This is a genomic window from Lentzea fradiae (assembly GCF_900100955.1).
GTDB classification, from domain to species: Bacteria; Actinomycetota; Actinomycetes; order Mycobacteriales; family Pseudonocardiaceae; genus Lentzea; species Lentzea fradiae.
The window spans coordinates 334,508-353,550 of record NZ_FNCC01000002.1 but is presented as its reverse complement, the minus strand read 5'-3'; the positions used below and the strand labels follow the sequence as shown (position 1 = coordinate 353,550).

The window sequence follows — 19,043 nt, the reverse complement described above, 5'->3', positions numbered from 1 at the left end:
CCCGCCGGTGCTACTTGATGGCGGACTTGCTCTTCCACTGCTCCCACGACAGCTGCCAGTCGTACCAGTCGAACTGGGCGGGCAGCGTGGTGATCGAGCCGGTCACCTCGACCGGGTCGCCGACCAGGGCCGAGTCGAAGTACGCCTTCGCGTCGGCCTCCAGCAGGTTCGCGCAGCCGTGCGAGGTGTTGTTGGTGCCGATGTTGGCCGCGTTGTCGTTGTTCTCGTGGATGAACTCGCCGTGGTTGGAGAACCGGACGGCCCACTTCTTCACGACGTTGGTGTAGCCGTAGCGCGGGTTGTCGAACGACCACGTGTCGTGCTTCGACATGACGACGAACGTGCCGTTCGGCGTGGTCAGCTCGGGGTCGGCGTCCTTGCCGAACGATGCCGGGTAGTCGGCGACCTGCGCTCCGTCGCGGAAGACCTTGAGCCGGTGGGTCGGGTTGTCGATCTTCACGACCTGGTTGCGGCCGATGGTGAACTCGCTCGTCACGTCGGCCTTGCCGAACGCGCCACCGCCGTAGTTGACGCCGTAGAGCCTGGCCTCGACCTTGACCTGCGTGTTGGCGGGCCAGTACTGCTCCGGCCGGTAGTGCACCTCCTGGGCGTTCAGCCAGGCCCAGGAGCCGGTGACGTTCGCCGAGTTGGTGACCTTGAGCGCCTTCTCGACCGTCGCCTTGTCCTCCACCGGCGCCTCGAACTTCACCATGATCGGCGCCGCGACCCCGACGGTCTGGTTGTCGCCCGGCCAGAGGGTGGCGCGGGTCTGCGCGCCGGGCGCGACGGTGGTGAACGAGCCCTTGAGGTCGACGGGCTTGCCGTCGGTGCCCACGACCTTGCCGGAGTAGCTGTATGTCTTGCCGTACCCGAGCGGCTCGGCGGTGGTCCAGCCGGTCTTGTCCTCGGTCAGGGTGCCGGCGACGTCCTTGCCCTCCGGCGACTTCAGCGCGACGGACTCGATCTTGCCGTCGACGACGGTGACCTGGACCGGGCTCGTGACCTGCACGTCCTTGGCGCCGTCGACCGGCTCCAGGGTGACCTTCGCGGACGGCAGGGTGCTGTCCGGCTTCGGCGTCCCCGTCTCCACACTCGAGCAGCCGGTCAGCAGCGTCAGCCCGGCGACCAGCGCAGCAAGTGTTCTCTTCACGGTTTCGACCTCCCAGAAAGCAGGACGTCCAGCACGACCGGGTGGTGCGGGTGACGTCGGTCACATGCGCGTCGTCCGCCTACGATCGGGGTCGTGAATCGACCTGTCGCAGTAGTGACCGGAGCAAGCGCGGGCATCGGCGAGGCCACCGCGCGGCGGTTGGCCGCCGAAGGGTTCCACGTCGTGCTCGGCGCACGTCGTCTGGACCTCCTCCACGTTATCGCGAAGGAGATCGACGGGACGGCCATCGAGTTGGACGTCACCGACGAGACCTCCGTCGCCGCCTTCGCCGACCGGGTACCCCAGGCGAACGTCCTCGTGAACAACGCCGGTGGCGCACGCGGGCTGTCGACCGTCGCCGAGGGCGATCCGGCGCAGTGGCGCTGGATGTGGGAGGCGAACGTCCTCGGCACCCTGCTGGTCACGAAGGCGTTCATCCCCAAGCTGATCGCGTCCGGTGACGGGCACATCGTGTCCGTGACGTCCGTCGCGGCACGTGACGCGTACGACAACGGATCCGGTTACACCAGCGCGAAACACGCGCAGTCGGCGCTGCACCGGACGTTGCGCGGCGAGCTGCTCGGCCAGCCGGTGCGGGTCACCGAGGTGTTGCCGGGCATGGTCGAGACCGACTTCTCCGCCAACAGGTTCGACGGCGACACCGAGCGCGCGGCCAAGGTCTACGAGGGCCTCACGCCGCTCACCGCCGACGACGTGGCGGACGTCATCGCGTTCGCCGTCACCCGGCCCTCGCACGTGAACCTCGACGAGATCGTGCTCAAGCCCCGCGCCCAGTCCTCCGCGACCAGGGTGCACCGGCAGTGAGCAGCTCCACGTCCAGCTGACGCAGCAGCGGCCGGACGGGGTTCGCGAACCCCGTCCGGCCGCTGCCCGCCACGTACAGGCCGACGACCCGGTTGTCCGCGTCCACCAGCACCGCGCCGCTGTCGCCGTGGTCGCCGAAGCGGTCCGCCGAGTGCACGCGGACCTGGTCGCGCACCGTGCGAACGCCGATCCCGCCGCCGAAGTCGAGCCGGATCGTCGCGTCCACCGAGGCGACCACGCCGTAGGTCAGCCGCGTGGTGCGGCCGCGTTTGCGGACGGTGGAACCGATCCTGGCCTCGGCGTCGCCGGTGACCGCGCCGATGTCGACGACCTCCGCCCGCACCGGCCTGCTGCCCGTCCACAGCCCCGCCGCGCACACCGAGCCCGCGAGCGCCGCGCGGTCCAGCACCGCCACCTCGTCGGCGCCCGGCACCCCGCCGTCCACTCTGGACGGATGCACGAACCCGTCGCCCACCGACCACGAGTCGTCGGCGCAACCGACGTGGAACGTGGTGAGCCCCAGCACCTTGCGGTGCTCGTCCCGGGTGACGGCGAACGCGCCGAGCGTGCCCGCGATCACGTACTCGCCCGCCTTCGGCACCTCCGGCGGCACCACCCGGAAGCTCCTGGCCGGCCCGATGCCGATGCCGCCGCGCAACACCTGGTGCCGTTCCGCCGCAACGGTTTCCGCCGGGCGCGTGACCATCGCCCGGTGCAGCACGATCGTCTCGGCGACGACGTCGGTGGGCACGCCCCGCACCTCGGGCGGGATCTGCCAGGGATGCCCGGGTCCCTTGGCGCGCACGTAGACGACGATCGCCGCACGGCCCGTGGGCAGGCCGCCGGTGACCTTCTCGCCGATGTCGACGCCGATGACTCCCGGCCGGGCGAGGAGCTCGTCCTCCACCCCGCGCTTGACGGGCCTGATGGCCGCTCGCACCGCGTCGTCGAGGTAGCTCATGGCGACCTCCGTTCCCTCTGACCTCCATGAAACACGCGCGGTAGCGGTTCGTCACATGGAGTCACCTGAACGGCCTCGGCACCGCCGGGCCACATCAGGTGTCAGAGCTGGACGCCCACGAACACGGGCTCCGGGTGCAGCTCCACGCCGAACGCCGCCCGCACGCCGTCGCGCACCTCGCGCGCCAGGTCGAGCAGGTCCTCGGTGGTGGCGCCACCGCGGTTGGTGAGGGCCAGGGTGTGCTTGCCGGACAACGAGACGCGGCCACCGGGTCCCTGATGTCCCTTGCGGAACCCCGCGCGTTCGATCAGCCACGCGGCGGAGAGCTTGCGCTGCCCTGGACCCGCCGGGTAGCTCGGCACGTCGACGTCGGAGCCCAGGCGTTCGGCGATGCGGATCAGCACGCCCGCGAACGTCGAGTCGTCGACGATCGGGTTGGTGAAGAACGAGCCCGCGCTCCACGTGTCGTGGTCGGCGGGGTCGAGCACCATGCCCTTGCCGCGGCGCAGCTCCAGCACGGCCTTGCGGGCCTCGTCCGCGGGAACGCGATCACCTTGCGCCACACCGAGAACGCGCGCCAGCTCGGCGTAGCGGATCGGCGCGGACATGCCGCCGGACGTCAGCGCGAACCGGGTGCGCAGCACGACGGCGTTGTCCGTGTTCTTCAACACGCTGGTGCGGTAGCCGAGGCCCAGCTTCGCGGCGGGCACCTGGTGCACCTTGCCGCTGCGGCGGTCCAGCAGGTCGACCGACTGCAGCACCTTGGAGATCTCGACGCCGTACGCGCCGACGTTCTGCACGGGCGTGGCGCCGTTCAGGCCGGGGATGCCGGACAGGCACTCCAGCCCGCCGAGGCCCTGCGCGACCGCCTCGGCGACGACCGCGTCCCACTCCTCGCCCGCCTCGACGGTGAACTGGACGATGCCGCCGCCCAGCGGGTCGAGCCGGAAGCCCTTGGTGGCGACGTGCACGACCGTGCCGTCGAAGCCCGAGTCGGAGATCACGAGGTTGGAGCCGCCGCCGAGCACGAGGACCTGCTCGGTCGCGGAGGCGTCGGCCGCGCGCACTGCTTCGACCAGCTCGGCGGCGGTCGTGGCGTGGACGAACCGCGCGGCCGGGCCACCGAGTCGGAGCGTGGTGCGCTCGGCCAGAGGTACGGACTGCGTGGTGGTCACGGACGTCAACGGTAGCCTCCGCGACATGGCACGCCGCATCGAGCACCACACCACGTCGGCCTTCCCGGCGGAGAAGGTCTTCGCCGCCCTGGTCGACGAGACCTACCTGCGGGACCGGCTGGCCGCCATCGGCGGCAAGGACGCCGAGCTCGTGACGTACACCAGCGTGGACGGCAAGACGTCGTACCAGCTCAAGCAGGGCGTCCCCGCCGAGCACCTGCCGTCGGTCGCGAAGTCGCTGCTGGGCGGCGACCTGGTGATCCAGCGCGTCGAGAACTGGGCCGCGGGCGCCGGCACCGCCGAGGTGACGATCGGCGGCGTCCCCGGCAGGCTGGACGGCGCGTTCACGATCACCGACGACGGGTCCGGCTCGAAGCTCACCCTCACGGGGGAGGTCAAGGTCGGCATCCCGCTCATGGGCGGCAAGCTGGAGAAGATGATCGCCGAGCAGGTCGCCGTGCTGCTCGACAAGGAGAGCGAGTTCACGTCGGAATGGCTCGCAAACCGCGGCTAGCGGCCGGCCGGGCCCGCGCGCTCGGCCTGCCGACGCGCGGCACCACGAACCCGAACCGCCTGCGCCGCGTCGACAGGTGGATGACCGGCACGCTGTCGTCGTTCCTGCGGGAGGCGGCCGACCCGCTGGTGGTCGACCTCGGGTACGGCGCCACGCCGGTCACGACCGTCGAGATGGCCGTGCGGCTGCGTGCCGTGCGCCCGGACGTGCGCGTCCTCGGGCTGGAGATCGACACCGACCGGGTGGAGGCGGGCAAGGCCGTCGCCGACCCGCCCTGGCTCGACTTCCGCCGCGGCGGCTTCGAGCTGGCCGGTGCCCGCCCGGTGCTGCTGCGCGCGTTCAACGTGCTGCGCCAGTACACCGAGGAGCAGGCGTTCGAGGCGTGGGACACCATGCTGTCGCGCATGGCCCCCGGTGGGCTGGTCGTCGAGGGCACCTGCGACGAGATCGGCCGCCGCTGCACGTGGGTGACGCTGTCGGCGGAGGGACCGCTGCGGTTCACGCTGGCGTGCAAGCCGTCCGGCATCGAGACGCCGTCCGACCTCGCCGAGCGGCTGCCGAAAGCGTTGATCCACAAGAACGTGCCGGGCGAACGCGTGCACGCGCTCCTGGCCGAGCTGGACGCCTGCTGGGCCACCGCCGCCCCGTTCGCCCCGTTCGGCCCGCGCGCCCGGTGGGTGGAGTCGGCGCGGCTGCTGGCGGAACGCGGCTGGCCCGTGCTCGACGACCGGCGCCGTTGGCGGCTCGGGGAAATCACGCTCGAATGGGCGGCCGTCGCGCCCTAGGGTGAGGTCCGTGGACTTCGTCGCGGAGATCGAGAAGCAGGCTTCGTCGTTGCGCACGGCCGCCCTCAAGGCGGGCCCGGACGCCGCCGTCCCGAGCTGTCCGGAGTGGACGGTGCTGGACCTGGTGCGGCACGTCGCCGAGGTGCACACGTGGGCGGGCCGGTGCGTTCTCACCGACCCCTCCGAGGACAGGCCGGAGTGGCCGGAGGCCCCGCGCGGCTGGGACGAGGTGTTCGCCTGGTGGGACGACGCCCTGGCGACCCTCGTGACGCGGCTCCGCGAGGCGCCCGCCGACCGTCCCGCGTGGACGTTCCACGGCCCGCAGCGCGCGGACTTCTGGCCGCGCAGGCAGGCGCACGAGACGTCCGTCCACCGCCTGGACGCCGAGCTCGCCACCGGCCACGACCTGCCGGCGCTCCTCTTCGACCCGGAGTTCGCCGCGGACGGCGTCGACGAGTGGCTCACCGTCATGATGCCCCGCCAGATCACCCGCGGCCGTGTCATCGAGGTGACCGGCAGGATCCTCGTGCACGCCGCCGACGCGGGCCGCACGTGGGAGGTCCACCTGACCGCGGGCGAGGCGCCGGTCGTCCACCGCGGCGTGCACGACTCCGCCGTCGACGCGGACGCCACCCTCGCGGGCACCGCCGACGCCGTCTACCGCCGCCTGTGGGGCCGCCCGGGTCACGCGATCGTGTCCGGCGAGGAGTCCCTGTTGGAGGCGCTGCCCAGGGCGTGAATACTCGTGCCGTGTCTTCGCCTGAACGCCGCTACGTGATCACCTTCGGCTGCCCGGACCGCACCGGCATCATCGCGAGGATCTCGTCGTTCCTCGCGGAGCACGGCGGCTGGATCGTCGAGGCCGCCTACCACACCGACCCGGAGACGGGCTGGTTCTTCACGCGCCAGGAGGTCCGCGCGGACTCCCTGCCGTTCGGCGTGGACGAGCTGCGCGCCCTGTTCGCCGAGGTCGCGACCGCCCTGAACGTGCAGTCGACGTGGACGGTGACCGACACGGGCGAGCGCAAGCGCGTCGTCATCCTCGTCTCCAAGGAAGGCCACTGCCTGTACGACCTGCTGGCCAGGGTCGCGACCGGCGAGCTCGACGTCGAGGTGTCCGCCGTGGTCGGCAACCACCCCGAGCTGGGCGACATCACCAGGGCCCACGGCATCCCGTTCCACCACGTGCCGTTCCCGCCCAACGACCCCGAGGGCAAGCAGGCGGCGTTCGCCCAGCTGCGGGCCCTGGTCGAGAAGCACGACCCGCACGCCGTCGTCCTGGCCCGCTTCATGCAGATCCTGCCGCCCGAGCTGTGCGCGGCCTGGGCCGGCCGGGCGATCAACATCCACCACAGCTTCCTGCCGTCGTTCATCGGCGCCCGCCCGTACCACCAGGCCCACCGCCGCGGCGTGAAGCTGGTCGGCGCGACGTGCCACTACGTGACGGCCGACCTGGACGCCGGGCCGATCATCGAGCAGGACGTGCTGCGCGTGCACCACGGCGACTCGGTGGCGGACATGGTGCGCAAGGGGCGCGACATCGAGAAGGTCGTGCTGGCGCGGGGCCTGCGGTGGCACCTGGAGGACCGGGTGCTGGTGCACGGCAACCAGACGGTGATCTTCTAGCGGCTCCCGCTCGCCCGCCTCCGAGCAGGCCCGTACCGGACGTCGGGGTGACGGGCGGACCGCGGTTCCCATCAGGGATTCGGATGCCGGCCCCGGCAGGTTCGGCCGGGGCCTAGTCTTGCCCGGTGCGGATCGAAATCACCGGCCTCGACCAGCTTCGAGAACAGCCTGACCTGCGCAACGCCGTCATCATCGGGCTCGACCTGACCCGCGAGGACGTGCGGGTGCCGATGGACGGGGCGCTGCTGCTCGGCTGCACGCTCGGCGAGAGCATGCAGCGGCGCGCGGAGGCGGCGGGAGCGTTGATCTTCCCGGTGATCCCGGACCTGCCCTACGACGTGTACCGGTCGTCGCTCTACACGCCCGCCGAGCTGTTCGAGGGCTTCGACGCGGCCGACCCGAAGTCGTACGCGGACACCCCGGACGCCCGGATCTACCGGCACAGCAAGCAGCAGGGCCACCACCCGGACCCGCTGCACGCGCTGGCCGAACGCCTGCACGACCACTCGATCACCGAGGCCCTCGACGACGTGCTGACCGGGTCCCCGGTCGCGGTCATGGGCGGTCACGCGCTGGCGCGGGACACGAACGGCTACCGCGACGCCGTCGAGCTCGGCGCGGCGCTGGGCAGGGCGGGCTTCACCGTGCTGACCGGCGGCGGCCCCGGCGCGATGGAGGCCGTGCCCCTGGGCGTGCGGCTCGGCGACGTGGACGCCGAGGTGCTGCGCGACGTCGCCAAGGTCCCGTCGTTCGGCGCCGACGACGAGTCGATCGGCCGCTGGCTCGCGGCGTTCCCCGAGCTGCCGGGCTCCGGCACGCCGCGCACGATCGGCATCCCGACCTGGTTCTACGGCCACGAGCCGCCCAACCCGGCCTGCGAGCTGCACGCGAAGTACTTCGCCAACTCGGTGCGCGAGGAGGGCCTGCTCACCGTCGCGACCGGTGGCATCGTCTACACGCCGGGCAAGGCGGGCACCGTCCAGGAGGTCTTCCAGGACTTCACCCAGAACTACTACGGCAGCGTCGGCCCGGCCGCGCCGATGGTGTTCCTCGGCAGGGCGTTCTGGACCGACGAGGTCCCGGCCGCGCCGCTGGTGCAGAAGCTGGCGGCGGGCCGGGAGGCCGAGCAGTGGATCCTCGTCACCGACGACGTGGACGAGGCGATCGAGCTGCTGGTGAAGTACCAGGGCCAGGGGTGATGCCCGGCGGCGTCACACCGGGCGGGCCAGGCCGTCAAGCACCTCGGCGCCGGGCAGGTTCATCAGCACCTCGCCGGGGATGAGGATCTTGCTGCCGCGGATGCCGCTGCCCACGACCAGCTCGGGCGCGGCGGCGACCTCGGGTGAGACGAGGATCGGCCAGTCCGCGGGCACGCCGACGGGCGTGATGCCGCCGTACTCCATGCCGGTCAGCGCCACGGCCTCGTCCATCGGCGCGAACGACGCCTTGCGCGCGTCCAGCCGCTTGCGGATGACACCGTTGACGTCGGCACGCATGGTCGCGAGCACCATGCAGGCCGCATAACGGACGACGTCGCCGCGCTTGCCGGCCACGACGACGCAGTTCGCGGACGCGGCCAGCGGGGAGCCGTAGTGCTCGCAGAACTCGGCGGTGTCCGCGAGGGAGGCGTCGATCTCGGCCACGGCGACGCGGTCCACGCCGTCGAGGGTCTTCAGCGCGGCCTCGACGGGTGCGGGCACGAGGTCGAGGCGGGAAAGCACCGGTACGGGTTGCAGCGACCCTGCGATGGTCCACATGCGACCCATCCTGCCAAACTCGGCTTGACGTTGACGCTGCGTCAACCCCTACCGTCGAACCAGCGCGAAGGGGGACCGAGATGGCCTGGTCGATCGCGCAGGTGGCCCGGATGTCGAAGGTGACGTCCAGGACCCTGCGGCACTACGACTCGATCGGCCTGCTGTCACCGGCGTGGGTCGGGGACAACGGGTACCGCTACTACGAGAAGGAGCAGGTCCACCGCCTGCAGCAGATCCTGCTGCTGCGCGACCTGGGCCTGGGCCTCGACGTGGTGGCCGAGGTGCTGAACGGCACGGACCAGCTGACGGTCCTGCGCAACCACCACCGGTGGTTGCAGGACGAGAAGCAGCGGCTGGACCGGCTCGCCGGCACCGTCGCGCGGACCATCCGCGAGCTGGAAGGAGGGGACGAGGTGAAGATGGAGGAGCTGTTCGACGGCTTCGACGCGAAGAAGCAGGAGCGGCACGAGGCCGAGCTGGTCGAACGCTTCGGCGAGGGCGTCAAGGAGCACATCGCCGAGAGCAAGGAGAAGGCGAAGGGCTGGACGCGCGCCGACGCGGACCGGTTCATGGGCGAGTGGAGGGAGATCGCCCACGAGTTCGGTGTCCTGTACAAGGCGGGCACGGCGATCGACGCTCCGGAGACGCAGGAGCTGGTCGACCGCCACCACCGCTGGATCCGCCTGAGCTGGACGCCCGACCGGGAGTCCTACTCGGGTCTCGCCGACCTCTACGCCGACTCGGACGAGTTCCGGGTCAACTTCGAGGTCGAGAACGGCAACATGGCCGAGTGGGTGCGTGACGCGATGAAGCACTACGCGGCCACGCGTCTGTAGAGAAGTGCCGGGAGCTGCAGATCCCGGTGCTCAGTCCAGCCCGAACGCCTTCAGCGCCTCGCGGTTGAACGCCGGCAGGTCGTCGGGGTTGCGCGAGGTCACGAGCGTCCACCCGTTCATGTCGCAGACCCGGACCTCCTGGTCGGCCCAGTCGCCGCCCGCGTTGCGGATGTCGGTCTGCAGGCTCGGGAACGAGGTCAGCATCTTGCCGCGCACGACGTCGGCCTCGACCAGCAGCCACGGTCCGTGGCAGATCGACGCGATCGGCTTGCCCGCCGCGACCAGGGCCTTCACCAGCGCGACGGCGTCGGCGTCCATGCGCAGGAAGTCGGCGTTGGCCACGCCGCCGGGGATGACGGCACCGTCGTAGTCGTCGGCGGAGGCGTCGGCGAACGTGCCGTCCACCGGGAACGAGTCGGCGGGCGTGAGGTGGTTGAAGCCCTTGACCTCGCCGAGCTTGGGCGCGAGCAGGCGGGGAACGCCACCGGCCTTCTCGACGTGCTGCCACGGGTCGGTGAGCTCGATCTGCTCGATGCCCTCCGTGTCGACCAGGAACGCGATCTTCTTCTGTTCAGCCATGCACTTCGGCTACCCGCCGAAGAACGAGATCAACCTGTGGCGGATCTCCGCGCGGTGGCTGACCATCGGCGCGGGCGAGTCGACGAGCCACAGCTCACCCGCGGGGAACGCGGCGGCGGTGGCCTTCGCCACGTCCTCGGGGTGCAGCGGGTCACCCACGGCCCCGATGACCAGCACCGGGACCCGCACGGCTGCCAGGAGTGCGGCGTCGGGAACGGCGACCTGGCCCGGCAGCTGCTCGGCGGCGGCTTCCAGGCGGGTCAGCGCGGCCCTGCGCTCGGCGACGTAGGCGGGCGGGCCGGTGGTCAGGTCGGAGAGCTGCCGCAACGTGAACGACGGTCGCGGCTGGTCCAGCACGGCGGGGAGCAGCAGCGCGACCCTGGTGAACCGGTCGGGTTCGGTGGAGAGCAACCGCACCAGCGCCCCGGCGCCGAGTGAGACGCCGACGGCCTGGTCAGCGGGAACTGTCGCGAGGTCGGCCGCGATGCGGCCGTAGTCCCAGTACCCGGGAGGGGCGTCGGGGGCGTCCCCGTGCGACGGCAGGGTCACCACGACGCGGGTTCCCGGCAGGCCGGAGGCGGGGATGCGCGCCTCACCGGCCGTGGCACCGAGCCCGTGCGCCACGAGCGTGACGGGCGAGCCGGAGCCGTAGGAGGTCGTGATCACCAACGGGGTCCGCGCTGGACCTCGATCAGCCTCGGCCGCACGTCCACCATGTAGACGAGCACGGCGACCAGCCCGGCCAGCCAGAAGATCGAGCCGACCCCTCCCGGCGAGAACAACAGCATCGCCGCCGTCCCGCCGCCGGTGATGCCGAGCCACGCGGGTTTGGTCATGCGCTCGATCGCGGTGTAGGCGTCCACCCGCTGGGTCAGCGCGTGGAAGAACGCGAACAGGCCCAGGATGCTGAACCCGAGGTCGAACACGAAGTACACGACGGTGTCGAGGTACCAGATGCTGAAGATCGGGATTTGGAACACGCACCCAGACTACGTGCCGATACGACGCGAGGGGAGCGGACCTCTCGGCCCGCTCCCCTCGCGAGGGAAAACCTCAGACCCGAATCACTTGGTGGTGTTCGGCGTGGTCTTCTTCGCAGCGGTGGTGGTGCTGCGCGTCGTGGTGGCCGGCTTGCGCGGCGCGGTGCGGTTCGCGGCCTTGCGGGTCGTGCTGCGCACCTCGTGCGCGGCCTCGCCACCGGCCTCGACGATCTCCTCCGCCAGCTTCTCCGCGCTGTCCTCGACCTGGGCGGCGACCTTCTCGCCGACCGAGCGGGTGCGGCGGGTGACCTTGCCGAGGACGTCGTCGGCGAGCACCTTGGCGTCGGCGGCGGCGGTCTCCGCGCGCTTCTGCGCGGCCTCGACGGCCTGCTCGACCTGCTCCACGGCCTGCTTGAGCTGCGGCTGGGTCTTGATCTGCTCCAGCGTCTGCTCGCCCTGCTCCGCGAGGTAGGTGTACAGGTTCACCGCGGAGGCCGTGTAGGCGTCGACGAGCTTCTTCAGCTCGGCCGGCTGCAGCTTCTCGCGCAGGCCCTCCAGCTCGGTGGGCAGGTCCTTGGCCTGGCTGCGGGCCTCCTCGGCGCGCTCCTTGGCCTTGTTCAGCGCCTCGACCACGGCCTTGGCGGCGAGGTCACCGGCGCCGAGGGCGGCGAGCAGCGCCTGACGCGCGGCGTGGGCGCCCTGCTCGGCGGCCTTGCGGACGTCGTCCTGGGTGAGCTTCGGCATGGAGATCACTCCTCCTGGTTCTTGGCGGCGTTCTCCCGCCTGAAAGATTCGTAGACGTCGAGCAGCACCTGCTTCTGCCGCTCGGTCAGATCGGTCGCGGCGACGATGGCGTCGGCCAGCGCACCGCCTTCGCGTTGCTGGAGGATCCCGGCTTCGACGTAGAGCGCCTCCGCCGAGATGCGCAGGCCCTTGGCGATCTGCTGGAGGATCTCCGCGCTGGGCTTGCGCAGTCCCCGCTCGATCTGGCTGAGGTAGGGGTTGGAGACACCCGCCTGCTTCGCCAACTCGCGCAACGAGATCTTCGCGGAGTTGCGCTGCTCGCGGATGTACTGACCGATGTTGCGCCCGAGGTCCGCGACCGCCTTGTCGATGGACTTGTCCACTTCACCGCTCCCGTCCCTCGTGCCACCAACCACGTTAGCGATGAGTGCTAGCAGTTGCAAGCACCCTGCTAGCAACTGCTGCGTGGGCTCCGCCACAGGGATACCGTGGAGGCGACCCGTGGAGATGACGTGGACGACGCCGAGGCGCTGCGCACCGAGCTCGCCGACCACCTGCGCGACACCGGCGCGCTGCGCGATCCCCGGTGGCACAAGGCTTTCCGGACCGTGCCACGACACGGCTTCCTGCCCCACTTCTACCGCCAGCTGCACGACGGCGACTGGGAACGGGTCACCGCGGAGCACCCGGACTGGCTGCGCCTGGTCTACGCCGACCGCGTTTGGGTTACCCAGTTCGACGGCGACGACACGGTGACCGGCGGCACACCCACCTGCTCGTCGAGCATGCCGACGATCATGGCGATCATGCTGGAGGCGCTCGACGTCCACAGCGGACAGCGGGTGCTGGAGATCGGCACCGGCACCGGGTACAACGCGGCACTGCTCTGCCACGTCGCGGGTGCCGCGAACGTGACGACGGTCGACGTCGACCCGGACATCTCCCGCCGGGCGCGCGAACGGCTGCGGCACAACGGTTTCGAGCCGTTCTGCGGCACGGGCGACGGCGCGCTCGGCCATCCGGCGCGCGCCCCGTACGACCGGGTGCTGGCGACGTGCTCCGTCGCGACGATCCCGCCCGCCTGGCTGGAGCAGTGCCGTCCCGGCGGCCTGGTCGTCACGACGCTGCACCGCCCGATCGGCGCGGGGCTCGTCGTGGTCACGTCGAACGGCGACGGCACCGGCGAGGGCCGCGTGCTGGCCGAGGACGGCCGGTTCATGCCGTTGCGCGCCCACGCGAGCCCGCCCGCCTCGGCGGGCGAAGGCCCGTTCGACCGCGGCCCCACGACGTTGCGGATGGCCACCGTCGTCAACCCGGCGAGCCCGTTCGAGTTCTTCGCGGGCACAGCGCTGCCCGGCGTCGTCGCCGGCCGCGACTGGCTCGCCCACCCGGACGGCTCCTGGGTGCGCCACCGCGGCGCGCACGTCGACCAGGGCGGGCCGCGGCGGCTGTGGGACGACGCGGAGCGGGCCCTCACCGAGTGGCGCGCGCTGGGCGAACCACGCCGACGGGAGTTCGGGATCTCCGTGCGCCCCGGCGGCCAGTTCCTGACGCTCGGCGAGCGGCGCTGGCCCCTGTGAGCGCCCGCGCGCAACTGTGATCGGCAACTGGAGGTCACGACACGGGTCGCCGAACCGGCCGGGGACTCGCGCGGTGCGCCATGATGCGAAGCATGTCCAGATTCCGTCAGCGGGCGTTGCTGACCGGCTGCGTGCTGACCGCGGTGCTCACGGCGGCCGGTCTCTTCGTGACCGGCGACGGCATCGACCCGGACCTGTGGCTGTTCGTGCTCGCCGTGGCGTTCCTGGGGTTCCTGGCGCTGCTCGACCCGTGGGTCCGGCGCCGGCACAACGCCGCGCTGAGCACGGACGAGCACCTCGACGTCGCCTGCCGCGCCCTCGCGGTCGGCCTTCAGGCGCAGTGGAACGAGGAGGTGCGCTCGCGCGGCCTCACCGAGCCCGACCTGCTCGACCTGCACTGGACGGCGACCGAGCAGGACCTGAGCGACGAACGGCCCGCACCACCCGGCCGCAGCGACGCCGTCGTCGGCGCGTTCGAACGGCAGGCCAACCGGCGGATGGTGTTCCTCGGCGGGGCGGGCACCGGCAAGACGACCGTCGCGATGCTGCTGACGTGCGGGCTGCTCGACCGGTACACCGGCGGCATGGTGCCGGTCCTGCTGCCGCTGTCGACGTGGGACCCGGCGGCCGAGGACATCCGCACGTGGCTCACCCGCAGGCTCTACGAGGACCACCCCGCGCTGCGCAACACCGAGCTGTACGGTAGCTACGCGGGTGACCTGCTGGTCGAGCAGCAGCTGGTCCTGCCGGTGCTGGACGGGTTCGACGACATCCCCGGCCACCAGCGCGCGGACGCGCTGGCCCGCATCACCAAGGCGTTCCCGGCGAACCGGCCGCTCGTGCTGACCAGCCGCACGGCCGAGTTCGCCCAGGCCGTGCGCGCGGCGGGCCCGGTGCCCGGTGCCGACGTGGTCGAACTGGCGCCGCTCGACCTCGACGAGGTCGCCGCCTACCTGCGCAACAGCGCGGACAGCTGGGGCGCGGCGCGGTGGGAGCCGGTGTTCATCCAGCTGCGCGAGGAACCGGACGGCAGGCTCGCGGAGGCGTTGTCCACGCCGCTCACGATGTGGCTGGCGAGCATGGTCTACGCCGGCGGCGAGGCGGAGCCGACCGAGCTGCTCGACCGCGGCCGGTTCCCCGGCGCGCGGGCGATCTCCGACCACCTCTGCGACGAGCTGGTCTCGCGGGCGTACGGCAACCGCGCGTTCGCGCACCACGCCAGGGCCTCGCAGGTGTGGCCGCGGGACAGGGCGCGCCGCTGGCTGGAGTTCCTCGCGCACGAGATGCGCGAACGCGGCCTGCGCGAGCTGGCCTGGTGGGAGCTGCGCCGGTCGGTGGGCACGACGTGGCTCGCGCTGCTCGGCGCGCTGGTGCTGGGCGCGATCGGCGGGTTCGGCGTCGCCTGGCTGATGGCCTACTCGATCACGCCGAAGCTCGCGCCGGTCACCGGCCTCGTCGCGGGAGCCGCCGTCGGCGCCGCCGCGCTGTCGGCGTCACGGGAGCGGGAGGTCAAGCCGCGCCTGGGGATCTGGCGCAGCCTGCTGCTCGTCCCCGGCGTGCTGGGGCTGGCCGCCGGGCTCGTCTTCGGCGCGCTGTACGGGCTGTCCGCCGGGCTCGTGGTCGGTCTCGGTCTCGCGGTGGCGGTCGCGCTGCGGTTCGCGCTGTCGAGCTCGGCCGAGCTGTCGCAAGCCTCCAGTCCACAGTGGACTATGTCGCGCGACCGAGTCGCGGTGTGGACCGGATCTCTCGTGCTGGCCGTGGTGTTCGGCTCGGCGGCGGCACTGGTGTTCGGTCCCGCCCAGACCGGGATGGTGGGGCTGGGCCTCGCGTCCGGGCTGATGCTCGGGTTCGCGCTCGCCGTGCTGCACCTGCGCTGGTGGTGGTTCACCGTCGCGCGGATCTGGCTGGCGCTGCGGGGGAAGCTGCCGTGGGAGCTGATGGTCTTCCTGGAGGACTCGCGCAAGCTCGGCGTGCTCTGCCGGGCGGGAGCCTGCTACCAGTTCCGGCACGGGCTGGTACAGGACCGCCTGGCAGAGCACGTCGCGGCTACTCGGTCCGAAGGCCCAGCGCTCCGGTCGCTCTTCTCAGCGAGGGCAACGTCGCAACGGTGACCAGCGCGACCATCCCCACCGACACGGCCGTGACGAGACCCGTCCCCGCCCAGTCGAAGACCACCTCGCCGTCGAGCACGCGCGCGACCAGCGCCCCCAGCACGACACCGGTGGCCACCGACACGACGGTGGAGAGCACCAGCGGGATGGCGTTCTGCCACACCAGGGACCACGCGAGCGTGCTGCGGGGGATGCCGCTCGCCGCCATGGCCGCGAGCGGACGCCGCCGTTCCCGCACCTGCTCCAGACCCACGACCAGCAACGAGGCCGCGGCGAGCAGCAAGGTCACCAGCGCGGCCCCGTACAGGGCGTTGCGGACGAGGGAGAAGGACTCCTCGACGCGGTCCGAGATGTCCTCGCCGCCGAAGTAGGTGTGCACGCGCCAGCCGTACGGCGCGATGGCGTTGCGCGCGTGCTCCACGACGTCCGGGACCGCCAGGTCCACCTCGGCCTGGACCTCCTTCAGCTCGCCGGTGAGGCCGATCCCGGCGACCGCGGCGGAGGTGATGTACAGGCCGGTGTCGTTGCCCGCCGCCTGCTTCACCTCGGGAGCGGTCCACGGGACGCGGGCCTTGCCCAGGGCGATCGTGTCGCCGGTCTGCACGGTGCCCCACTCGGCGGAGGCCGGTGGCACGACGAACACGTCACCGTCCGCGCAGCTCCCGATCCCGGTGCTCAGCCGGAGGGCGTCGCACGACCCGATCTTCACCGCGAAGTGCTGCCGTTCGGGCCCCACGGCGTAGGTGGACGTGAGCTCCTGCACGTCGACCACCCCCTTGACCCCGGCCAAGACGCCCGGCAGCTGCGGCAGGTCGGCGTTCCCGCTCACGTCGACGGTGAGGTGCTTGACGTCCGCGCTGGCCGCCCGGTCTCCCCGCACCTCCCTCTCCGCGGTCGCGAAGATCATCTGCAGCGTCACGACACCGGCGAGCACCACCGCCACGCCACCGACGACGCGCGCCGCCGTTCCCGCGTCGAGCTGCAACCGGCGCACGGCCAGCTGCAAGGCGGGGGTGGCGCCCCGCGTGCCGGACACGACCCGCTCGACCAGCCACGGCAACAACGCCGGGATGGCGAACAGCAGCAGCACCACACCGCCGACGACCACGGCGTCGTTCGGCTTCGACCCCGACCCGAACAGGCCGGCCTGGCTCGCCAGCAACGCCGCGCCGCCCAGCGCGGGCACGACCCGCCACCACAGCCTGCGCCGCACCGGCTTCTGCTCCCGCACGACGCCGAGCGGTTCGATGATCAACCGGCGCATGGCGAACACCGAGGTCAGCACGGCCAGCGCGGGCACGGCGACGACCACGACGAGCGTCAGCGGCAGCGTCGGCACGACGTCGGCCGGGAACAACGCCAGCTGCGAGATCGGGATGTCACCGACGAACGGCCGCACCGCGTGCAGCAGCCCGAACCCGATGACCAGCCCCACCACGGCACCGGCCAGCGCCTCCCCGGACGCGATCAGCCGCACCCTGGTCGCACCGGCGCCCACCAGCCGCAACGCCGCCAGCCTGCGGTCGCGCTGCGCGGCGGCGAGCCTGGCCGAGACGCTGACGAACACGAGCACCGGGAACAGCAGCACGACCGCGCTGACGATGCTGAGCAGCAGCATCACCTCGGGCAGCCCCTCGCCGTACTCGGCGTTGCCGAACCCGCTGACCCGGTTGTCCTCCGCGGGTTCGATCTTCCCGTCGCCCGCGAGGAACCTCAGCTGGGAGGGACTCTCCAGCCCCTCGTCCCCGATCGTGCCGACGACCTTCTGCGGGAACCGCGGCCTGAGCAGCTCGCCCTCCCGGCTCGCGAGCAGCTCCGCGAGCGCGGGCGACACGAGGATCTCGCCGTCGGCGGGGAGCCTCTCCACACCGGGCGGCTTGGGCGCGCCGGGAGCGAGCACCCGGACGTACATCCCGCGCACGTTGTCGTCGCGGAACGCCACCGACCCGTTCTCCACCAGCAGCGGGGCGTCCGCCGACTCGGTGGTGACGGGACCGGCCGCCTCCTCGCGCTGCTGGCGGTTGCCGAACGCGGTCGGGACCGACGCGGCGAGCAGCAGCACGGCCACGCACAGCCCGATCCCGACGCCCTGGAGCAGGAGCCTCACCCAGGACTTCCGGCTGCCCCCGACGGCCAGCCGGACCCCGAGGGCGAGGTCTGCGAACACCCGGTTCACCGTGCGAACTCCACGTCACGCGCCCGACCGTCGCGGACCACGACCTCGCGGTCGGAGTAGGCGGCGACCCGCGCCTCGTGCGTGACGAGCACGACCGCCGCGCCCGTGTCACGGGCCGCCGTCGTGAGCAGGTGCATGACGCGCTCGCCGTTCAGCGAGTCGAGCGCGCCGGTCGGTTCGTCGGCGAAGATCACCTTCGGGCCGGTGACCAGGGCGCGGGCGATGGCGACACGCTGCCCCTGACCGCCGGAGGTCTCACCGGGGCGCTGGTCGGCGACGGTGTCGACCTCCAGCTTGGCCAGCCAGTCCAGCGCGGCCCGTTCGGCCTGCTTGCGCTTCACACCGCTGAGCCGCAGGGGCAGCGCCACGTTCTCCACGCACGTCAGCTCCGGCACGAGCTGCCCGAACTGGAACACGAACCCGAACTCGGTGCGGCGCAGCTCGCTGCGGGCGCTGTCGCCCATGGCGGTCAGGTCCTGGTCCCGGTACATCACGGTGCCCTTGTCCGGCGGCATGATGCCGGCGAGGCAGTGCAGCAGCGTGGACTTGCCGGAGCCCGACGGCCCCATGATCGCCACGACCTCGCCCGCGCGGATCGTGATGTCCGCGCCGTCGAGCGCGCGGGTCTTGCCGAACGACTTGAACAGGCCCTCGGCCTTCACCAGGCTCATCGCGTGACCTCCGCGGCCAGCTGGTCGATGCGGGCGGCCGTGAGCTCCAGCCACCGCAGGTCGGCTTCCAGGTGGAACAGCGCGAAGTCGCAGATGAGCTGGTCGGCGAGGTCGCCGTCCGCCTTCCGCCTGGTCAGCTCGCGCATGGCGGTGAGGTGAGCCGACCGCTGCGCGTCCAGCACCTCGGTGGCGCCGCGGCCGGACAGCAGCGCCAGCACCACCTTCGAGTAGAGCGTGTTCTGCAGGTACGGCTCCGGCTTCTCCGGGGTGGAGAGCCAGCGTTCGACGTCGGTGACCCCGGCGTCGGTGATGGCGTACCGCTTGCGCTCGGGACCGTCACCCGCCTCCACGCCGGCGTCGGTCACGAGACCGTTCTTCAGCAGTCTCGACAGGGTCGAGTACACCTGCCCGTAGTGCAACGGCCGGTCCTGACCGAAGCGCTCGTCATAGGCGCGCTTCAGGTCGTACCCGTGCCTTGGACCGCCCTCGAGCAGGCCCAGCAGTGCGTGTCCGATCGACATGAGGAGCACTATACACACGGTGTATACACACGGTGTATTCCTCGATGCGCTG

Annotated in this window: 21 protein-coding genes; 9 read left to right on the top strand and 12 right to left on the bottom strand. The window is 71.7% G+C overall.

Translation table 11 applies throughout. The annotated features are described in order from the left end of the window. Positions 1-10 precede the first annotated feature (10 nt). Positions 11-1,150, bottom strand: coding sequence for a L,D-transpeptidase (locus tag BLT23_RS05730; RefSeq protein WP_090046303.1), 1,140 nt, complete (start codon positions 1,148-1,150; stop codon positions 11-13). A gap of 93 nt (positions 1,151-1,243) precedes the next feature. On the opposite strand from BLT23_RS05730, the gene BLT23_RS05725 reads away from it, so the two are divergent. Further along, positions 1,244-1,975: an SDR family oxidoreductase gene (locus tag BLT23_RS05725; RefSeq protein ID WP_090046302.1), complete on the top strand. Its 732-nt coding sequence runs from the start codon at positions 1,244-1,246 to the stop codon at positions 1,973-1,975. Here the strand turns inward: BLT23_RS05725 and BLT23_RS05720 are convergent. Both BLT23_RS05720 and BLT23_RS05715 read right to left on the bottom strand, forming a co-directional pair. Then, the gene (locus BLT23_RS05720; RefSeq protein WP_090046300.1) at positions 1,929-2,936 is read right to left on the bottom strand and encodes a chymotrypsin family serine protease; all 1,008 of its coding nucleotides are present in this window, start codon (positions 2,934-2,936) and stop codon (positions 1,929-1,931) included. The genes BLT23_RS05725 and BLT23_RS05720 overlap by 47 nt on opposite strands. Before the next feature lie 101 nt (positions 2,937-3,037). Continuing rightward, on the bottom strand, positions 3,038-4,138 hold the full coding sequence (locus BLT23_RS05715) for a UDP-N-acetylmuramate dehydrogenase (RefSeq protein ID WP_245743673.1): 1,101 nt from the start codon (positions 4,136-4,138) through the stop codon (positions 3,038-3,040). Between BLT23_RS05715 and BLT23_RS05710 the strand changes: the two genes are divergently transcribed. The 5 genes from BLT23_RS05710 (at position 4,137) to BLT23_RS05690 (ending at position 8,235) form a co-directional block, all read left to right on the top strand. Next, positions 4,137-4,625, top strand: coding sequence for a DUF2505 domain-containing protein (locus BLT23_RS05710; protein ID WP_176946617.1), 489 nt, complete (start codon positions 4,137-4,139; stop codon positions 4,623-4,625). The genes BLT23_RS05715 and BLT23_RS05710 overlap by 2 nt on opposite strands. Continuing rightward, positions 4,604-5,410: an SAM-dependent methyltransferase gene (locus BLT23_RS05705; RefSeq protein WP_090046295.1), complete on the top strand. Its 807-nt coding sequence runs from the start codon at positions 4,604-4,606 to the stop codon at positions 5,408-5,410. The genes BLT23_RS05710 and BLT23_RS05705 overlap by 22 nt, the downstream gene beginning before the upstream one ends. A gap of 10 nt (positions 5,411-5,420) precedes the next feature. Further along, a complete protein-coding gene (locus BLT23_RS05700) occupies positions 5,421-6,149 on the top strand; it encodes a maleylpyruvate isomerase N-terminal domain-containing protein (RefSeq protein WP_245743671.1) in 729 nt (242 codons plus the stop codon). Between the two features lie 11 nt (positions 6,150-6,160). After that, complete coding sequence (gene purU / locus BLT23_RS05695; protein WP_090046294.1) at positions 6,161-7,036, top strand: formyltetrahydrofolate deformylase; 876 nt, start codon at positions 6,161-6,163, stop codon at positions 7,034-7,036. Positions 7,037-7,161: 125 nt separating this feature from the next. Then, a complete protein-coding gene (locus BLT23_RS05690; RefSeq protein WP_090046292.1) occupies positions 7,162-8,235 on the top strand; it encodes an LOG family protein in 1,074 nt (357 codons plus the stop codon). Between the two features lie 12 nt (positions 8,236-8,247). Here BLT23_RS05690 and BLT23_RS05685 read toward each other — a convergent pair whose 3' ends face one another. After that, positions 8,248-8,802, bottom strand: a complete 555-nt coding sequence (locus BLT23_RS05685; protein WP_090046291.1) for a YbaK/EbsC family protein — start codon at positions 8,800-8,802, stop codon at positions 8,248-8,250. A gap of 71 nt (positions 8,803-8,873) precedes the next feature. Here BLT23_RS05685 and BLT23_RS05680 point away from each other — a divergent pair, with 71 nt between their 5' ends. Continuing rightward, on the top strand, positions 8,874-9,629 hold the full coding sequence (locus BLT23_RS05680) for a MerR family transcriptional regulator (protein ID WP_090046289.1): 756 nt from the start codon (positions 8,874-8,876) through the stop codon (positions 9,627-9,629). Between the two features lie 30 nt (positions 9,630-9,659). Here the strand turns inward: BLT23_RS05680 and BLT23_RS05675 are convergent, their stop codons facing one another. From BLT23_RS05675 to BLT23_RS05655, 5 genes are all read right to left on the bottom strand, one after another. Then, positions 9,660-10,208 (bottom strand): type 1 glutamine amidotransferase domain-containing protein, encoded by a 549-nt coding sequence (locus BLT23_RS05675; protein WP_090046288.1) that lies wholly within the window; start codon positions 10,206-10,208, stop codon positions 9,660-9,662. Between the two features lie 9 nt (positions 10,209-10,217). Beyond that, positions 10,218-10,874 (bottom strand): alpha/beta fold hydrolase, encoded by a 657-nt coding sequence (locus BLT23_RS05670; RefSeq protein ID WP_245743669.1) that lies wholly within the window; start codon positions 10,872-10,874, stop codon positions 10,218-10,220. Beyond that, positions 10,871-11,164, bottom strand: a complete 294-nt coding sequence (locus tag BLT23_RS05665; RefSeq protein ID WP_090046888.1) for a DUF2516 family protein — start codon at positions 11,162-11,164, stop codon at positions 10,871-10,873. Before BLT23_RS05665 ends, BLT23_RS05670 begins: the two co-directional genes overlap by 4 nt. A 108-nt stretch (positions 11,165-11,272) precedes the next feature. Beyond that, positions 11,273-11,932 carry a hypothetical protein gene (locus BLT23_RS05660; protein ID WP_090046886.1) on the bottom strand — a complete coding sequence of 220 codons (660 nt, stop codon included), beginning with the start codon at positions 11,930-11,932 and terminating at the stop codon, positions 11,273-11,275. 5 nt (positions 11,933-11,937) lie between these two features. Further along, positions 11,938-12,315 (bottom strand): helix-turn-helix domain-containing protein, encoded by a 378-nt coding sequence (locus BLT23_RS05655; RefSeq protein ID WP_090046285.1) that lies wholly within the window; start codon positions 12,313-12,315, stop codon positions 11,938-11,940. 129 nt (positions 12,316-12,444) lie between these two features. On the opposite strand from BLT23_RS05655, the gene BLT23_RS05650 reads away from it, so the two are divergent. Next, positions 12,445-13,512, top strand: coding sequence for a methyltransferase domain-containing protein (locus BLT23_RS05650; protein WP_090046284.1), 1,068 nt, complete (start codon positions 12,445-12,447; stop codon positions 13,510-13,512). Between the two features lie 92 nt (positions 13,513-13,604). Further along, positions 13,605-15,623: an NACHT domain-containing protein gene (locus BLT23_RS05645; protein ID WP_245743667.1), complete on the top strand. Its 2,019-nt coding sequence runs from the start codon at positions 13,605-13,607 to the stop codon at positions 15,621-15,623. On the opposite strand, the gene BLT23_RS05640 is transcribed toward BLT23_RS05645, so the two are convergent. The 3 genes from BLT23_RS05640 to BLT23_RS05630 are packed head-to-tail and all read right to left on the bottom strand — an operon-like array spanning position 15,559 to position 18,991. Continuing rightward, on the bottom strand, positions 15,559-17,790 hold the full coding sequence (locus tag BLT23_RS05640; RefSeq protein ID WP_143035832.1) for an ABC transporter permease: 2,232 nt from the start codon (positions 17,788-17,790) through the stop codon (positions 15,559-15,561). The genes BLT23_RS05645 and BLT23_RS05640 overlap by 65 nt on opposite strands. A 5-nt stretch (positions 17,791-17,795) precedes the next feature. Then, on the bottom strand, positions 17,796-18,470 hold the full coding sequence (locus BLT23_RS05635) for an ABC transporter ATP-binding protein (RefSeq protein WP_090046281.1): 675 nt from the start codon (positions 18,468-18,470) through the stop codon (positions 17,796-17,798). Further along, a complete protein-coding gene (locus BLT23_RS05630; RefSeq protein WP_090046279.1) occupies positions 18,467-18,991 on the bottom strand; it encodes a PadR family transcriptional regulator in 525 nt (174 codons plus the stop codon). The genes BLT23_RS05635 and BLT23_RS05630 overlap by 4 nt, the downstream gene beginning before the upstream one ends. Between the last annotated feature and the right edge of the window lie 52 nt (positions 18,992-19,043).

Excerpts from the sequence above, each read along its gene's own strand:
- BLT23_RS05720 (WP_090046300.1), bottom strand. The coding sequence starts at position 2,936 with ATGAGCTACCTCGACGACGCGGTGCGAGCGGCCATCAGGCCCGTCAAG.
- BLT23_RS05630 (WP_090046279.1), bottom strand. The coding sequence starts at position 18,991 with ATGTCGATCGGACACGCACTGCTGGGCCTGCTCGAGGGCGGTCCAAGG.
- BLT23_RS05705 (WP_090046295.1), top strand. The coding sequence starts at position 4,604 with ATGGCTCGCAAACCGCGGCTAGCGGCCGGCCGGGCCCGCGCGCTCGGC.
- BLT23_RS05675 (WP_090046288.1), bottom strand. The coding sequence starts at position 10,208 with ATGGCTGAACAGAAGAAGATCGCGTTCCTGGTCGACACGGAGGGCATC.
- BLT23_RS05715 (WP_245743673.1), bottom strand. The coding sequence starts at position 4,138 with ATGTCGCGGAGGCTACCGTTGACGTCCGTGACCACCACGCAGTCCGTA.
- BLT23_RS05635 (WP_090046281.1), bottom strand. The coding sequence starts at position 18,470 with ATGAGCCTGGTGAAGGCCGAGGGCCTGTTCAAGTCGTTCGGCAAGACC.
- BLT23_RS05710 (WP_176946617.1), top strand. The coding sequence starts at position 4,137 with ATGGCACGCCGCATCGAGCACCACACCACGTCGGCCTTCCCGGCGGAG.
- BLT23_RS05680 (WP_090046289.1), top strand. The coding sequence starts at position 8,874 with ATGGCCTGGTCGATCGCGCAGGTGGCCCGGATGTCGAAGGTGACGTCC.
- BLT23_RS05645 (WP_245743667.1), top strand. The coding sequence starts at position 13,605 with ATGTCCAGATTCCGTCAGCGGGCGTTGCTGACCGGCTGCGTGCTGACC.
- BLT23_RS05660 (WP_090046886.1), bottom strand. The coding sequence starts at position 11,932 with ATGCCGAAGCTCACCCAGGACGACGTCCGCAAGGCCGCCGAGCAGGGC.
- BLT23_RS05685 (WP_090046291.1), bottom strand. The coding sequence starts at position 8,802 with ATGGGTCGCATGTGGACCATCGCAGGGTCGCTGCAACCCGTACCGGTG.